The sequence below is a fragment of the Streptomyces sp. NPDC087845 genome (genome assembly GCF_044742755.1).
Classification (GTDB): domain Bacteria; phylum Actinomycetota; class Actinomycetes; order Streptomycetales; family Streptomycetaceae; genus Streptomyces.
The window spans coordinates 194155-210022 of sequence record NZ_JBIUVC010000002.1; the positions used below are offsets into that span (position 1 = coordinate 194155).

Here is a 15868-nt window from a genome sequence, read left to right on the forward strand (position 1 = left end):
CAACAGCCCCTCACCGGGTCCGAAGTGACGTTCCCTCACCGACCGGGACAGCAGCCCCTCACCGAACCGGACAGCAGCGCGACACGGGGAGGTGCGGTCCCGGAGAAGGCAGCGCCGGGCACAGGTACGGCGCCGGATGCCCGACCGGCACGGTGTCACACGTCACTCGTCGCCGTGGTGTCCCGGCTGAAGCGGTTGTAGCCCGAAGGGCGCCCCGTCGCGGAAGAGCCCGGCCCGGAGCGGTGGTCACGTGGACCACCGCCCGGACCGGGCTCTCGCTTCCGTGCGGGACTCAGGCGTCCGGAGCGGCCTGCTCCGTGCCGTCCGGCTTCTCCTCGGCCGGCGTCAGGCCCAGACGCTCCTGCAGCCACTTGTCGAACTCGATCGAGGCGCGCACCCAGCTGACCGTCGACGAGACGAAGTGCTCCAGGCTGACGCCCGTACCGATGAGCATCTGCGCCTCACCGATCAGACGGACCGAGACCTCGGTCTCCTCGGAACCCTCCTCGGGCTCGTGGGTGTGCGTGTAGACCTTGGGCCACAGGGTGCGGCGGTTCCAGTCGTCGATCGCGTCGAGAAGGACCGGACGCTGGTCCGCGGCGTGCGGGCGGTCGTAGAACGTACGGACCGAGAAGACCTGCTGCTCGTCCTCGCCGCGGAACATGAAGTACGTGCGGAAGTCCTCCCACGGCGCCGCGAGGTCGCCCTCGTCGTCGACGACGTACTTCAGCTCCATCTGTTCCAGGAGCTGCTTGACGAGGTCCTGGTCAGGGACGACGGGGCCCTCCGGTCCTGCGGCCTGCGGTTCGGGCTGGCCCCCGAAATTAGGAATCGAGGACGGATCGATGCTCACCGTGTTTTTCCCTTCGTGCGGTTGCCGCCATCCTCTCCCATGGCGGGCGGGGGATGGCAAGCCCGGACGGGCCCGATCCGCCACAAGCTGACACGCGGCCGGTGTGCGGACCGGGCCCGCCGGGCCCCGTACGGGGTGCCGGCGGCACGGGGCCGGGGTGATTACGCCGCGGGGCCGACGCGCAGTCCGTCCCCGGACCGGTCCACCCGGACGGTGTCCCCGTCCTTGATCTCGCCCGCGAGGATCTCCTTCGCGAGCCGGTCGCCGATCGCCGTCTGGATGAGACGGCGCAGCGGCCGTGCTCCGTAGGCCGGGTCGTTGCCCTCCTCGGCCAGCCAGGCCAGGGCGTCCGGGGTGATGTCGAGGGTGAGCCTGCGCTCGGCCAGGCGTCCGGCGAGCCGGTCGATCTGGAGCTTCGCGATGTGCGCGAGCTCGTCGCCGGACAGCGCGGAGAAGACCACCAGGTCGTCGAGCCGGTTGAGGAACTCCGGCTTGAACGAGGCCCGTACGACCTCCAGGACCTGCTCCTTCTTCACCTCGGGCTCGGTCAGCGGGTCGACCAGGAACTGGCTGCCGAGGTTGGAGGTCAGGATCAGGATGGTGTTGCGGAAGTCCACCGTCCGGCCCTGTCCGTCGGTGAGCCGGCCGTCGTCCAGGACCTGGAGCAGGATGTCGAAGACCTCGGGGTGGGCCTTCTCGACCTCGTCCAGCAGGACCACGCTGTACGGGCGGCGGCGGACCGCCTCCGTGAGCTGGCCGCCCTCCTCGTAGCCGACGTATCCGGGCGGGGCGCCGACCAGCCGCGCCACGCTGTGCTTCTCGCCGTACTCGCTCATGTCGATGCGGACCATGGCCCGCTCGTCGTCGAACAGGAAGTCGGCGAGCGCCTTCGCGAGCTCCGTCTTGCCGACACCGGTCGGTCCGAGGAAGAGGAACGAGCCGGTGGGCCGGTCGGGGTCGGCGATGCCGGCGCGGGTGCGGCGCACCGCGTCCGAGACCGCGCGCACGGCCTCGGTCTGCCCGATGAGGCGCTTGCCCAGCTCGTCCTCCATGCGGAGCAGCTTCTGGGTCTCGCCCTCCAGCAGACGTCCGGCCGGGATGCCGGTCCAGGAGCCGACGACGTCGGCGATGTCGTCCGGGCCGACCTCCTCCTTCACCATCGTGTCCTTGGCGGCCTCCTGCTCGGCCTCGGTCGCCTCCGCGAGCTCCCGCTCCAGGCCGGGGATCTCCCCGTACAGCAGCTTGGAGGCGGTGTCGAAGTCGCCGTCGCGCTGGGCGCGTTCGGCCTGGCCGTGCAGTTCGTCGAGGCGCTCCTTCAGCTCACCGACGCGGTTGAGGCCCTGCTTCTCCTTCTCCCAGCGGGCGGTGAGTCCGCGCAGCTCCTCCTCCTTGTCGGCGAGGTCGCGCCGGAGCTTCTCCAGGCGCTGCCTGGAGCCGGGGTCGGTCTCGTTCTTGAGGGCCAGCTCCTCCATGTGGAGGCGGTCGACGGCGCGCTGGAGCTCGTCGATCTCGACGGGCGAGGAGTCGATCTCCATGCGCAGCCGGGACGCCGACTCGTCGACCAGGTCGATGGCCTTGTCGGGGAGGAAGCGCGAGGTGATGTAGCGGTCGGACAGGGTCGCGGCCGCCACCAGCGCGGAGTCCGCGATGGAGACCTTGTGATGGGCCTCGTAGCGGCCCTTGAGACCGCGCAGGATCGCGATGGTGTCCTCGACGCTCGGCTCCGCCACCAGCACCTGCTGGAAGCGGCGTTCCAGGGCGGGGTCCTTCTCGATCCGCTCGCGGTACTCGTCGAGCGTGGTCGCGCCGACCATGCGGAGCTCGCCGCGGGCCAGCATCGGCTTGAGCATGTTGCCGGCGTCCATGGCGGAGTCGCCGCCGGCGCCCGCGCCGACGACGGTGTGCAGCTCGTCGATGAAGGTGATGATCTGCCCGTCGCTCTCCTTGATCTCGGAGAGGACGGTCTTCAGCCGCTCCTCGAACTCGCCGCGGTACTTCGCGCCCGCGACCATCGCGCCGAGGTCGAGCGAGACGAGGCGCTTGTTCCGCAGGGACTCGGGGACGTCGCCCTTGACGATGCGCTGGGCGAGGCCCTCGACCACGGCGGTCTTGCCGACGCCGGGCTCACCGATGAGTACGGGGTTGTTCTTCGTACGCCGCGACAGGACCTGGACGACGCGCCGGATCTCCTGGTCGCGTCCGATGACCGGGTCGAGCTTGCCTTCCCTCGCGGCGGCCGTGAAGTCCGTACCGAACTTCTCCAGGGCCTTGTACTGGCCCTCCGGGTCGGGTGTGGTCACCCGGCGCCCTCCCCTGCTCTTCTCGAATGCGTCCAGCAGCCTCTTCGCACTGGCCCCCTGACCGCTCAGGATCTCACCGGCGCGGCCGCCCTCGGCCGCGATGCCGATCAGCAGGTGTTCGGTGGAGAGGTAGTCGTCGCCCAGCTCCTTCGCGCGCTGCGCGGCATCCGCGATGACGGCGAGCAGCTCGCGGTTGGGCTGCGGAGGGGCGACGGTCGACCCGGTCACGCTGGGCTCCGCGCCCAGGAGCCGCTCCGTCTCGGTGCGTACGGCGACCTGGTCGGCCTCGACGGCGGCGAGCAGGTCGATGATGTTCTCGTTGTCCTCGCCCGCGAGCAGCGCGAGCAGCAGGTGCCCGGGGGTCAGATCGGGGTGTCCGTCCTTCACGGCCCTGCTGGTGGCCGCGTTGATGGCATCCCGGCTCTTGTTGGTCAGCTCGGCGTCCACGTGCGCTTTCTCCTCCTTGCGATGGCTGGCTCTCTCCACAACACTGACTGAGTCAACGTGTACAAAGTTGAGTCTATTCCACTCAACCCCACGGGGCACTTTTCTTCCGGGTCCGAGTCCCGCTCCAGTTCCGGGACCGGGACCGGGACCGGGTCGGATTCCGAGTCAACCGGCCGGAGAGGACCTCCGCCACCGCAGGACGATGTGCGGGCCCGCACTGCCTACGCTGTCCCCCATGGCAGCCGACATAACGAATCCGAGCCCCGAGTACCTCGCGTTCTGGCGCGAGCACCACCTGTGCACACTGACCACCCCCCGCGCCGACGGCACACCGCACGTGGTGCCGGTGGGCGTGACGTACGACCCCGGGGCCGGGCTCGCCCGCGTCATCGCCAACAAGAACAGCCGGAAGGTCGCCAACGTCCTGGCCGCGGGCCCGGACGGCGCACGGGTCGCGGTCTGCCAGGTCGACCGGCGCCGCTGGGCGACCCTGGAGGGCCGCGCGACGGTAAGCGCGGAGGCGGAGGCGGTCGCCGACGCGGTACGCCGCTACGAGGAACGCTACGCGCGCACGCCGGGGCCCAACCCGGACCGCGTCGTCATCGAGATCGCCCTGGACCGGGCGCTCGGCAGGGCGTGAGGGGAACCCGGCGGGGCGTGAGGGGAACCGGGCCGGGCCGAGCGGGGCGGGCCGGGCGGGCGGGAAACCGCGGACTCCGCCCCGGGCAGCACAACGGCGCCATCGTGTTCAGGTCACGATGGCGCCGTTGTGTGGGGGAGTGACTGAGCGACATGTAACGACGGGGGATCGCTCAGGCACTGCGGGGGGTGGCGGAAATAGTCTCTGGCTCGAACAGCTGGTGGTCCCGCCGGTCGAGGTTGACGAAAATCATGTCGTACCGAATCGCGCAGCGGACGGGCTGCGGTGCTCCCCGCGGCTTGCGGAGGCAACGGTAGGCACGTACTTCGTCGTCTTCTTCCCGTGCGACAACGATGGGGTCGCCGAACAGAGTGACCATCAACGAGTCGCCACAACGGGGGATGGCCGTGACGAGATCGATGAAATGCCAGCCTGATCGGTAGGCCGTGGCCATCTCTCGCCGGAAGGTTCGGTCGTCCGGCGGGATGGTCATGCGCTCAGCTGGGTCGGCTCGGACCAGGCGATGTCACCGGGCGCGGCCGCCGCCTCGACGTTCCACGCGATGTCGCCCGGCACGACCCAGGCAATGTCGCCCGGCGCGACCCAGGCGATGTCGTCCGACGCGGAGGCCGGCGCGACCCAGGCGATGTCGTCCGACGCGGGCGCCGCCTCAACGCTCCACGCGATGTCACCCGGCACGGATGCCGCCTCGGCGTTCCAGGCAATGTCGCCGGCGCCCACCGCTCCAAGGCCCAAAGCCGCGACGAACGAGGCGGCAAGCACCGAGCGAAGCACTCGCTTATACATAGTCAGCTTCGTCCTCACTTGTGGATTCTTCTCCCCCGCACCTAAGACGATGTCTTACCTGGGCAGGCGAACACCACCGAGTCAATGCATCATGTTCCTGCATGTTCAGGAACCTGGGGGGTGGAGGTATGACCACAAGAGACACAAAACAGGCGCATCCTCATGGGATCACCGAGCTCTGTGACGCCGGAAAACGCCTCTATGCCAGCGCACTTCGCTCCGGACGCATCGCCCGCAGTGAAGTGGACTCGGCGCCCTGCCTGATGGACTTCACCCTCCTGCACCCGGACCCCGACGACTCCGACTGGCTCCGTCCGGTCCCACCGTCCGCCGCCCTGGCTCAGCGCCTTCACCCCATAGAGCGCGAGATCCAGGAACGCCGGCGGCACTCCGTCGAACTGGCCGAATCCTTCGAACCGTTCATGGACATCAGCGCCCAGGACCCGCCGACGACCCACGCCATCACCGTGCTGGAGGGAGTCAACCGGATCAACGCGGCGCTCGATCTCGCCACGGCCGAGTGCCGTACCGAAGTCCTCACCGTCCAGCCCGGAGGCGGGCGGAGCGAGGACCGCCTCAGCGAGGCCCTGGAACGGGGCCTCTCGGTGGTGGACCGCGGCGTCAGCATCCGCACGCTCTACCAGCACACGGCCCGGCACAGCCCTGGAACCCTTGCCTACGCGGAGCGTCTGCCCGAAGGCAAGGTCGAGATCCGGACCCTCGAAGAGCTCATCGAACGCCTCATCATCTTCGACCGGACCGTCGCCTTCATCCCGGCCCAGGACGACCGCCAAGTCGCCCTGGAACTACGCCACCCCGGGCTGGTCGAGTACCTGGTGAAGGTCTTCGAGCAGCTGTGGACCCGCGCGGAGCCGTTCCTCGAAGAGATCAGGTACGAACAGACGCCCAAGGGCATCAGCGGAGTACAGCGCTCCATCGCCCAGCTCCTCGTCGAAGGAAACGTCGACGACTCCATCGCCCGCCGGCTCGGTATGAACGTACGCACCTGCCGCGCGCACATCGCCAAACTGAATGCCGCGCTCGGCAGCGGCAGCCGCGCCCAACTCGGTTACCTCATCGCACAGTCAGGAATCCTGGACCAGGGCGCCGATCGCGACACACTCTGACGCCAAGTCATGGGAATTCGCCGTTGAACCGGATTTTTCACTCTGCCGATGATCCCAACCGCCGGTGAACGTGCTTCGATGGCACTGTTCACTCGGCATCGAACCTCTGATCGGACGGAGCGATACACATGAGCGCCACACAGAGCACCCTCAGCAGCGATGACCTCCTCGTGTCGGTGGAGGTGCTGGGGAGCATGCACGACCGCTCCGACGGTGCCGACCCGCTCAGCGCCGCAGCAGGCGACATCGCCTGGGACATCGCCTGGCCGAACGTCGCGACCGACGCGCCGCACCGCGTCTGAGAGCCGGCTCCGCAGGACGGCAACGGGGCCGCGTCGTCGCAAGGTCGCGCGGCCCCTCGGCGCCACCAGGGTTTCCGCATCAGGAGGGGCAGTGGACCACGGACTGGTCGCCGGTATCGAAGAGGCACTGGGGTGGGACGGCCCGCGTCGTCTCGGCACCGGGTTCGCCCGGGGCAGCCTCCGCGACCCGGGTCTGGTCACGCGCATGCTGACTCCCGCCCGGCTCCTGGACCTGGCGATGCGCAGGCGGCTGGGAAGTCCGCAGATACGCTGCTTCCAGGACGGCCGGGAACTGCACCCCGGCGCGTACCTGGGCCAGGACACGGGCGGTGCGGGCCAGGCCGGCCTGGTGAACATGCGCCACCTCGGGAACCTCCTGCGCGAGGGGGTGACGATGGTGCTGGACCGTGCGAACGTCTTCGACCCCACGCTCGAAGTGGCCTGCCGGGCCATCCAGTGGTGGTCGGGCGAACGGGTCACGGTCAACATCTACCTCACCACGAACGGCGCCGACGGCTTCGGCCTGCACTGGGACGACCACGATGTCCTCGCCGTCCAGCTCTCGGGCGAGAAGGACTGGGAGGTACGGGGCACGTCGCGCGTCGCGCCGCTCCACCGCGACACCGCCCGGAACAACGACCCCAGCGAGGAAACGCTCTGGACCGGCACCATGAACCCCGGCGACGTCATGCACATCCCGCGCGGTCATTGGCACCGGGCCGGCCGAAGCGGTCGCGGCTCGGGGCACAGCCTGCACATGACGCTCGGGTTCACCACGCGGACCGGGGCGGACTGGCTGTCCTGGCTCGCCGACCGGTCCCGTGAGAACGAGCTCTTCCGTCGCGATCTGGACAACGCGGCCGGCTCGGAACAGCACCAGGAACTCGTCGAGGCGGCCGTCCGGCTCATCGGGTCCCGCACTCCCGCAGACTTTCTGGTGACGCGGGAGCAGGACGTCGCCCCGCCCCGGCACGTCCCCTTCCTGGAGACGTTCGGGCACCTTGCCTCCGTCGTCTGCATCAGCGAGTTCCGTCCCCGGTTCCGTGATCTGGGCCAGACGGTCGAGGTGCTCTCCTCGGGGAAGAAGCTCACGTTCAAGGCCCGGGCCCTGCCTGCCCTGCGTCTCCTGTTGAGCGGGCGGCCGGTGCATCTGGACCGGGCGGCCGGCACGGTGGGGGACGAGGTGTACCCACTGGCCGAGATCCTGACGCAGCACGAATGGTGCGCACCCCTCACACCCGAGCTGTCCTCGGGCTACTCCGGTCTCGTGGCGGACGCGGCCCCCTGACCGGGCGGATCGCACCGGAAGAAGAACCAGGGGACACCGACCCGGTGGCCGTCCCCGTCGCGACCGTTCCCCGTCCGTCACACCAGCCCACAGCCGTTCCCGGCCCGTCACACCAGTCGCAGCCGTCCCCGTCGCAGCAGCAGGCCACGCCTGCGGACGGATGCCGCCGTTCCCGGTCCAGGACGACGTACATGGCGTGCGGCCACGGGCGAGGCCCGCCACCCCGGTGAGGAACGGGTGACGGGCCTCGCTCGTCGTGCGGGTGCGAACCCGCTCAGTCCTTCGGCCGCTTCGGCCGCCAGACCACCAACGCGCTGGTCTGCTGCACGTCCTGGTACGGCACCAGATCGCGCCGGTACGAGGCGTGCACCTGGGCCTCGCGCTGCTGCATCGCCGCCGCCGCGCCGTCGAGGGACGACGAGAGCTCGGCGACGCGCTGCTGGAGGGCCGCGACCTGGTTCTCCAGCTCGATGATGCGCTTGATGCCGGCGAGGTTGATGCCCTCGTCCTGCGACAGCTGCTGCACGGTGCGCAGCAGCTCGATGTCGCGGGCCGAGTAGCGTCTGCCGCGCCCGGCCGTGCGGTCGGGAGAGACCAGGCCCAGGCGGTCGTACTGGCGCAGTGTCTGCGGATGGAGGCCCGAGAGCTGGGCCGCGATCGAGATCACGTACACCGGCGATTCATCGGTCAGTTCGTACGGATTGCGTCGTCGGCCGTCCACCTCAAGCTCCCTTCGCTGCCTGGAAGAGCTCCGCCCGCGGGTCACGGCCCGCAGTCGCCTTCCGGTAGGCCTCCAGTGCTTCCCTGGCCTCGGTGGTGAGCTCGCCGGGCACCGTCACCTCGACGGTGACCAGCAGGTCGCCCCGGGTGCCGTCCTTGCGTACGGCGCCCTTGCCCCGGGCGCGCATCGTGCGCCCGTTGGGAGTCCCGGCCGGCAGTTTCAGGGTGACCGGCGGGCCGCCGAGCGTGGGCACCTTCACCTCGCCGCCGAGCGCCGCCTCCGTGAAGTCGACGGGCACGGTGACCGTGAGGTTGTCGCCCTTGCGGCCGAACACCGGGTGGGCGTCGACATGGACCACGACGTACAGATCGCCGGCCGGTCCACCGCGCTCGCCCGGACCGCCCTTGCCGCGCAGCCGGATCCGCTGGCTGTCCGAGACGCCCGCCGGAATCCTGACCTGCATGGTCCGGGAGGACTTCGCCCGTCCGCTGCCCTTGCAGACGTCGCAGGGGTCCTGGGCGATGAGGCCCCGGCCCTTGCAGTCCACGCAGGGATCGGTGAGCGAGAAGCCGCCGCCGGTGCCGCGCGACACCTGGCCGGTGCCGAGACAGGTCGGGCAGACCCTGGGGGTGCCGTTCTTGTCACCGGTGCCGGAGCACGCCTTGCAGGGCGCCTGGCTGGACATCCGCAACGGGACCGTGGCCCCCTCGACCGCCTCGGTGAAGCTGAGCGTCACCTCGGACTCGATGTCCTGGCCGCGGCGCGGCTGCACCCGCGTCCCCGTACCGCCCCGGTTGAACAGGCCGCCGAAGACATCGCCCAGTCCGCCACCGGCGCCGCCGAAACCGCCGGGTCCGCCGCCCGCGCCCCCGCCCTGGGTGCCTCCGAAGAGGTCGCCCAGGTCGAAGTTGAAGTTGCCTCCGGCGCCGCCGGGGCCGGCCCTGAAGCCGCCGTTCCCGAAGAGGGCGCGCGCCTCGTCGTACTCCTTGCGCTTCTTGGTGTCGCCGAGGACGTCATTCGCCTCGGAGATCTCCTTGAAGCGCTCCTCCGCCTTGTCGTCGCCCTTGTTGGCGTCCGGGTGGAACTCGCGGGCGAGCTTCCGGTACGCCTTCTTGATCTCGGCGTCGGTGGCGTCCTTGGGGACGCCGAGGACCTTGTAGTAGTCCTTCTCGACGAAGTCCTTCGTGCTCATCGACGTCCCTCCTTCCGGACGATCGGCCATGCGACGGGCCCGTTGGCCGGTCGCATGGCCGGGCGGTGGGCCGCGAGGTGGTCAGACGGGATGTCAGACCTCCTCGGTGCCACCGCTCTCCTCGTCGGTTGCCTTCTCTTCCTTGGCCGCGGCCGGTGTCGCACCCGGCTGGGGTTCGGCCACCGCCACCCGCGCGGGGCGGATGGTGCGCTCGCCGATCCGATACCCCGGCTGCAGGATCGCCACGCAGGTCGTCTCGGTGACGTCCGGCGCGTACGAGTGCATCAGGGCTTCGTGGATCGTCGGGTCGAAGGGCTCGCCCTCCTTGCCGAACTGCTGCAGGCCCAGCTTGGCGACGACCGTCTCCAGTGATTCGGCCACCGACTTGAACCCGCCCACGAGCTCGCCGTGTTCCCGGGCCCGGCCGACGTCGTCGAGCACGGGCAGGAGCTCGGACAGGAGACCCGCGACTGCGATCTCCTTGACCGTGGCCCGGTCCCGCTCGACGCGGCGGCGGTAGTTCTGGTACTCGGCCTGGAGCCGCTGGAGGTCGCCCGTGCGCTCATTGAGCGCGGTGCGGACCTGGTCCAGCTGGGCCGTCAGACCGACTGTCTGTGCTGCGTCCCCGGCCGGGGACGCCTCCTCCTCCGGAGAGGAAGGGGCGTCCTTCGGCTCGGCTCCGTCGGGGGTGGCGCCGGAGGGGACGTCGGGCTTCTCCTCGAAGCCCGGAGTCTCCTCGGTCACACCGCACCGCCCTTCGCGTCCTTCTCGTCGTCCACGATCTCGGCGTCGACGACGTCGTCGTCGGCCTTGGCCTGCTGGGCGCCCGGCTGCGGGTCACCCTGCGGGCCGCCGTCGGCCTGGGCGTTGGCGTACATCGCCTGGCCCAGCTTCTGGGAGACGGCCGCGACCTTCTCGGTGGCGGTACGGATCTCGGCGCTGTCCTCGCCCTTGAGCTTCTCCTTCAGCTCGGTGAGCGCGGTCTCCACCTCCGTCTTCACGTCAGCGGGGACCTTGTCCTCGTTGTCCTTGAGGAACTTCTCCGTCTGGTAGACGAGCTGCTCGCCCTGGTTGCGGGACTCGGCGGCCTCGCGGCGGCGGTGGTCCTCCTCCGCGTACTGCTCGGCCTCCTCACGCATCCGGTTGACCTCGTCCTTCGGCAGCGAGGAGCCGCCGGTGACGGTCATCTTCTGCTCCTTGCCGGTGCCGAGGTCCTTGGCGGCGACGTGCATGATGCCGTTCGCGTCGATGTCGAAGGCGACCTCGATCTGCGGGACGCCGCGCGGGGCCGGCGGCAGGCCGGTCAGCTCGAACATGCCGAGCTTCTTGTTGTACGCCGCGATCTCGCGCTCGCCCTGGTAGACCTGGATCTGCACGGACGGCTGGTTGTCCTCGGCCGTCGTGAAGATCTCGGAGCGCTTGGTCGGGATTGTGGTGTTGCGCTCGATGAGCTTCGTCATGATGCCGCCCTTGGTCTCGATACCGAGGGACAGCGGGGTGACGTCGAGCAGCAGGACGTCCTTGACCTCGCCCTTGAGGACACCGGCCTGGAGCGAGGCGCCGATGGCGACGACCTCGTCCGGGTTCACACCCTTGTTGGCCTCCTGGCCACCGGTCAGCTCCTTGACGAGCTCGGCGACGGCCGGCATACGGGTGGAGCCACCGACGAGAACGACGTGGTCGATCTCGGAGAGCTGGATGCCCGCGTCCTTGATGACGTTGTGGAACGGGCTCTTGCAGCGGTCCAGGAGATCAGCGGTGAGCTGCTGGAACTGCGAGCGCGTGAGCTTCTCGTCCAGGTGCAGCGGGCCCTCGGCGGACGCCGTGATGTAGGGCAGGTTGATCGTGGTCTCGGTCGAGGACGAGAGCTCGATCTTCGCCTTCTCCGCGGCCTCGCGCAGACGCTGGAGAGCCATCTTGTCCTTGGACAGGTCCACACCGTGCCCGTTGGCGAACTGCTTCACCAGGTAGTCGACGACGCGCTGGTCCCAGTCGTCACCACCGAGGTGGTTGTCACCGTTGGTGGCCTTCACCTCGACGACGCCGTCACCGATCTCCAGCAGCGACACGTCGAACGTGCCGCCACCGAGGTCGAAGACGAGGATCGTCTGGTCGTCCTTGTCGAGCCCGTACGCCAGCGCGGCGGCCGTCGGCTCATTGACGATACGCAGGACGTTCAGGCCCGCGATCTCGCCGGCCTCCTTCGTCGCCTGACGCTCGGAGTCGTTGAAGTACGCGGGGACGGTGATGACCGCGTCGGTCACCTTCTCGCCCAGGTACGACTCGGCGTCCCGCTTCAGCTTCTGCAGGATGAAGGCGCTCATCTGCTGCGGGTTGAAGCTCTTGCCGTCCAGGTCGATCTTCCAGTCAGTGCCCATGTGGCGCTTGACGGAGCGGATGGTCCTGTCGACGTTGGTCACTGCCTGGCGCTTGGCGACCTCGCCGACCAGCACCTCGCCGTTCTTCGCGAAGGCGACGACGGACGGCGTGGTCCTGGCGCCCTCTGCGTTGGTGATGACGGTGGGCTCGCCGCCTTCGAGAACGCTGACGACGGAGTTAGTCGTGCCCAGGTCGATGCCGACCGCACGTGCCATTTCAATTCCTCCAGCTTGACTACTTGAGTGCAACTGACTCAAGGATGCATGACACCCGTCCCAGTGTCAACAGACTTGAGTCGACTCGACTCAAGTATCGTGCACGCACCTCGCGCGGAGCGGAAGAGCACGAACGACACCCGCCCGCCCTGCGGGCCGCGCAGCCCCCACCCATCATCGCGCCATGGGATCGTTCTGTCACAAACTGCCGCGAGTCACGCAAAACCGACAGCCGGCCCGCTCAAGCCGGCTCAACCCGGCTCGACCCGCTCGATCCGCTCGACCCCAGGCAGGTGCGAACGATGCAGAGGCAGAAACAGAGACAGAGGCAGGCGCAGCGACCGGGGCGGCGAGGACAAGGGCGGGGGCAGGGGCAGGGCCCGTGGGCACCGCGGCGGCAGTGGCGGCCCGCGCAGCGATGGGCGCGGCAACGGCAACGGCGGCGGACGCCGCAGTGGCCGTCGGCCTCTCGGCGGACCTGGCAACGGGCCCGGCAAGGGGCACGGTGGGCAGGGCAGTGGACATGGCAGTGGGCGCGACGACGGGAGAGGCCGTCGGCCAAGCGCGTACTGGATCTGGCCCTCGGCTCGATCCTGCTGACCCTGGCCGCCCCCCTGCTCGCCGCGGGCGCCCTCGCCCTCGCGGCGCGACGGCTCCCGGGCGGCGTACTGACCCGGTCGCCCCGGGTCGGCCTGGGCGGCCGCCCCTTCGTGCTGCGCTCACTGCGCACCCGGCGGCTGCGGCTGGATCTGCTCTCCCGGCTGCCGCACGTCGTACGGGGAGACCTCTCGCTGGTCGGGCCGGAGCCCCTGGCACCGGACGACCACCGGGCACGGACCGCGGGGACCCCCGCATCCGCCGCGCCCCCCGGCGCGAGACACTGGCGACAGGACCTGAAGCCGGGCCTCACCGGCCTGGCACAGGTTCGCTCCCGCTCCGGAATGCCGTGGGACGAACCCGCCCTGCTCGACCAGCACTACGCCGAGCACCACTGGGTGGGACTCGACCTGGCCATCCTGGTGCGAGCCGTGCACGCTCCGCTGCGCCGGGCGGTCCGCGGACTCACCCGGCGCGGCAAGGCACACCTGAGCGACACAGATCACCGCCGGTGCGGCTACAGCGCGGCGGAATAAGTGGATAGTGTCAGCACAGACTGATTAAGTTACTGCTTAGTAATTGCCAGTATTCGCTTGTAGACGCTGGATCCCACCCTCGCAGGCCCGAGGAGCCCCCACATGCAACTCGCCGCGATCATCGTGTCGCTGGTGCTGACTGTCGTCGGCGTTGCGCTCATCGCCCGAGCCGTCGCGCAGATCTACCGGTTCGTCACGCTCGGACAGCCGGTCCCGGCGGGCAGCCGCACCGACAACCCGAAGCAGCGCACGATCACCCTGGTCAAGGAATTCCTCGGCCACACCCGGATGAACCGGTGGGGGATCGTCGGCTTCGCGCACTGGTTCGTCGCCATCGGCTTCCTGACGCTGCCGCCGACGCTGCTCCAGGCGTACGGACAGCTCTTCAAGGCCGACTGGGTCCTGCCGATCATCGGCGACTGGCCGCCGTTCGAGATGTACACCGAGTTCATCGGTCTGATGACGACGGTCGGCATCCTCGTGCTGATCGCCATCCGGCTGCTGAACCTGCCCTCGCGGGCCGGCCGCAAGTCCCGCTTCGCGGGCTCCAAGGCCTGGCAGGCGTACTTCGTCGAGTACGTCATCCTCGTCATCGGCCTGGCGATCCTGACCCTGCGCGGCCTGGAGGGCGCGATCCACCACGTGGAGGGCTACGAGGCGTCGTACTTCATCTCGTACCCCCTGGTCCTCGCCTTCAAGGGCCTCGCGCTCGGCACGCTGCAGAACCTCATCTACTTCACCGCGATGATCAAGATCGGCACCTCGCTGATCTGGATGATCACGGTCTCGCTCAACACCAACATGGGTGTCGCCTGGCACCGCTTCCTCGGCTTCCCGAACATCTGGTTCAAGCGGAACGCGGACGGGGAGTCGGCGCTCGGTGCGCTCCAGCCCATGACGTCCGGCGGCAAGGAGATCGACTTCGAGGACCCGGGCGAGGACGACGTCTTCGGGGTCTCCCAGGTCGAGCAGTTCTCCTGGAAGGGCATCCTCGACTTCTCCACGTGCACGGAGTGCGGTCGCTGCCAGTCGCAGTGCCCGGCCTGGAACACGGGCAAGCCGCTCTCCCCGAAGCTCCTGATCATGTCCCTGCGCGACCACGCGCACGCCAAGGCCCCCTATCTGCTGGCCGGCGGCGGCAAGGACATGGAGGGCAACGAGAAGGCGTCCGAGGAGCAGCTGAAGGACGTCCCGGCGGCGGCTCTCGCGGAGGCCGAGCGCCCGCTGATCGGCACGGTCGAGGAGAACGGCGTCATCGACCCGGACGTGCTGTGGTCCTGCACCACCTGCGGTGCGTGCGTGGAGCAGTGCCCGGTCGACATCGAGCACATCGACCACATCGTCGACATGCGCCGCTACCAGGTGATGATCGAGTCCGCGTTCCCGTCCGAGGCGGGCACGATGCTCAAGAACCTGGAGAAGAAGGGCAACCCCTGGGGGCTCGCCAAGAAGCAGCGCGTCGAGTGGACCAAGGAGGTCGACTTCGAGGTCCCGATCGTCGGCAAGGACGTCGAGGACCTGTCCGAGGTCGACTACCTGTACTGGGTCGGCTGCGCGGGCGCGCTCGAAGACCGTGCCAAGAAGACCACCAAGGCCTTCGCGGAACTCCTCCACATCGCGGGCGTCAAGTTCGCGATCATGGGCGGCGACGAGAAGTGCACGGGTGACTCGGCCCGCCGCCTGGGCAACGAGCCGCTGTTCCAGCAGCTCGGCCAGGAGAACGTGGCCATGCTGAACATGGCGTTCGGCGAGGACGACGAGGACGACTCGACGAAGAAGGCGAAGGCCGCGAAGAAGATCGTCGCGACCTGCCCGCACTGCTTCAACACCATCGCCAACGAGTACCCGCAGCTCGGCGGCGAGTACGAGGTCATCCACCACACCCAGCTGCTCCAGCACCTCATCGACGAGGGCCGGCTGATCCCGGTGACGCCGGTCGAGGGCCTGATCACGTACCACGACCCGTGCTACCTGGGCCGTCACAACAAGATCTACACCCCGCCGCGCGAGATCATCGCGAAGGTCCCGGGCCTCAGGAACGAGGAGATGCACCGCCACAAGGAGCGCGGCTTCTGCTGCGGTGCCGGTGGTGCCCGGATGTGGATGGAGGAGCGGATCGGCAAGCGCATCAACAACGAGCGCGTCGACGAGGCTCTGTCGCTGAACCCCGACATCGTCTCCACCGCCTGCCCGTTCTGCCTGGTCATGCTGACCGACTCGGTCAACGGCAAGAAGAACGACGGCAAGGCGAAGGAGTCGGTCCAGGTGGTCGACGTGTCGCAGCTGCTGCTGGACTCCGTGAAGACCCCGGCCGACCCGGCCGGTGAGACGGAGTCGGCGGACGCACCGGAGCCGGAGCCGGTGAAGTAGCTCGGGCTGCCGTGCGACAGCAGCGGCCGGACCTGCCTCGGGGGCAGGACCGGCCGCTGCTGCTTTCCCGCACAGGTCCCGTGCCCCGCCCCTC

Annotated in this window: 14 protein-coding genes; 6 read left to right on the top strand and 8 right to left on the bottom strand. The window is 69.1% G+C overall.

The window, feature by feature from the left end; genetic code table 11:
- Positions 1-292: 292 nt before the first annotated feature.
- Complete coding sequence (locus ACIOMQ_RS06415) at positions 293-853, bottom strand: YbjN domain-containing protein (RefSeq protein WP_362193120.1); 561 nt, start codon at positions 851-853, stop codon at positions 293-295.
- 161 nt (positions 854-1014) lie between these two features.
- On the bottom strand, positions 1015-3600 hold the full coding sequence (clpB, locus tag ACIOMQ_RS06420; protein ID WP_362193117.1) for an ATP-dependent chaperone ClpB: 2586 nt from the start codon (positions 3598-3600) through the stop codon (positions 1015-1017).
- 235 nt (positions 3601-3835) lie between these two features.
- Between clpB and ACIOMQ_RS06425 the strand changes: the two genes are divergently transcribed.
- The gene (locus ACIOMQ_RS06425) at positions 3836-4240 is read left to right on the top strand and encodes a TIGR03618 family F420-dependent PPOX class oxidoreductase (RefSeq protein WP_362193114.1); all 405 of its coding nucleotides are present in this window, start codon (positions 3836-3838) and stop codon (positions 4238-4240) included.
- 172 nt (positions 4241-4412) lie between these two features.
- Here ACIOMQ_RS06425 and ACIOMQ_RS06430 read toward each other — a convergent pair whose 3' ends face one another.
- Entirely contained in the window at positions 4413-4733 is a 321-nt protein-coding gene (locus tag ACIOMQ_RS06430) for a (2Fe-2S)-binding protein (protein WP_093899390.1), read from the bottom strand.
- Positions 4730-5065, bottom strand: a complete 336-nt coding sequence (locus tag ACIOMQ_RS06435) for a hypothetical protein (protein WP_362193110.1) — start codon at positions 5063-5065, stop codon at positions 4730-4732. Before ACIOMQ_RS06435 ends, ACIOMQ_RS06430 begins: the two co-directional genes overlap by 4 nt.
- Positions 5066-5175: 110 nt before the next feature.
- Here ACIOMQ_RS06435 and ACIOMQ_RS06440 point away from each other — a divergent pair, with 110 nt between their 5' ends.
- The 3 genes from ACIOMQ_RS06440 (at position 5176) to ACIOMQ_RS06450 (ending at position 7764) form a co-directional block, all read left to right on the top strand.
- Positions 5176-6174, top strand: coding sequence for a helix-turn-helix transcriptional regulator (locus ACIOMQ_RS06440; RefSeq protein WP_362193107.1), 999 nt, complete (start codon positions 5176-5178; stop codon positions 6172-6174).
- 128 nt (positions 6175-6302) lie between these two features.
- Positions 6303-6476: a hypothetical protein gene (locus ACIOMQ_RS06445; protein WP_362193104.1), complete on the top strand. Its 174-nt coding sequence runs from the start codon at positions 6303-6305 to the stop codon at positions 6474-6476.
- Between the two features lie 91 nt (positions 6477-6567).
- Complete coding sequence (locus ACIOMQ_RS06450) at positions 6568-7764, top strand: JmjC domain-containing protein (protein WP_362193101.1); 1197 nt, start codon at positions 6568-6570, stop codon at positions 7762-7764.
- A gap of 274 nt (positions 7765-8038) precedes the next feature.
- On the opposite strand, the gene ACIOMQ_RS06455 is transcribed toward ACIOMQ_RS06450, so the two are convergent.
- From ACIOMQ_RS06455 to dnaK, 4 genes are all read right to left on the bottom strand, one after another.
- Positions 8039-8485 carry a heat shock protein transcriptional repressor HspR gene (locus ACIOMQ_RS06455; RefSeq protein WP_362193098.1) on the bottom strand — a complete coding sequence of 149 codons (447 nt, stop codon included), beginning with the start codon at positions 8483-8485 and terminating at the stop codon, positions 8039-8041.
- 1 nt (position 8486) lies between these two features.
- Positions 8487-9677 (bottom strand): molecular chaperone DnaJ, encoded by a 1191-nt coding sequence (dnaJ, locus tag ACIOMQ_RS06460; RefSeq protein WP_362193095.1) that lies wholly within the window; start codon positions 9675-9677, stop codon positions 8487-8489.
- 93 nt (positions 9678-9770) lie between these two features.
- A complete protein-coding gene (gene grpE, locus ACIOMQ_RS06465; protein WP_362193092.1) occupies positions 9771-10421 on the bottom strand; it encodes a nucleotide exchange factor GrpE in 651 nt (216 codons plus the stop codon).
- On the bottom strand, positions 10418-12271 hold the full coding sequence (gene dnaK, locus ACIOMQ_RS06470) for a molecular chaperone DnaK (RefSeq protein ID WP_362193089.1): 1854 nt from the start codon (positions 12269-12271) through the stop codon (positions 10418-10420). The genes grpE and dnaK overlap by 4 nt, the downstream gene beginning before the upstream one ends.
- Before the next feature lie 302 nt (positions 12272-12573).
- Here dnaK and ACIOMQ_RS06475 point away from each other — a divergent pair, with 302 nt between their 5' ends.
- Together ACIOMQ_RS06475 and ACIOMQ_RS06480 are read left to right on the top strand one after the other, a co-directional pair.
- Positions 12574-13404 carry a sugar transferase gene (locus ACIOMQ_RS06475; RefSeq protein ID WP_402188106.1) on the top strand — a complete coding sequence of 277 codons (831 nt, stop codon included), beginning with the start codon at positions 12574-12576 and terminating at the stop codon, positions 13402-13404.
- 102 nt (positions 13405-13506) lie between these two features.
- The gene (locus ACIOMQ_RS06480; RefSeq protein WP_362193083.1) at positions 13507-15774 is read left to right on the top strand and encodes a (Fe-S)-binding protein; all 2268 of its coding nucleotides are present in this window, start codon (positions 13507-13509) and stop codon (positions 15772-15774) included.
- Positions 15775-15868: the final 94 nt, after the last annotated feature.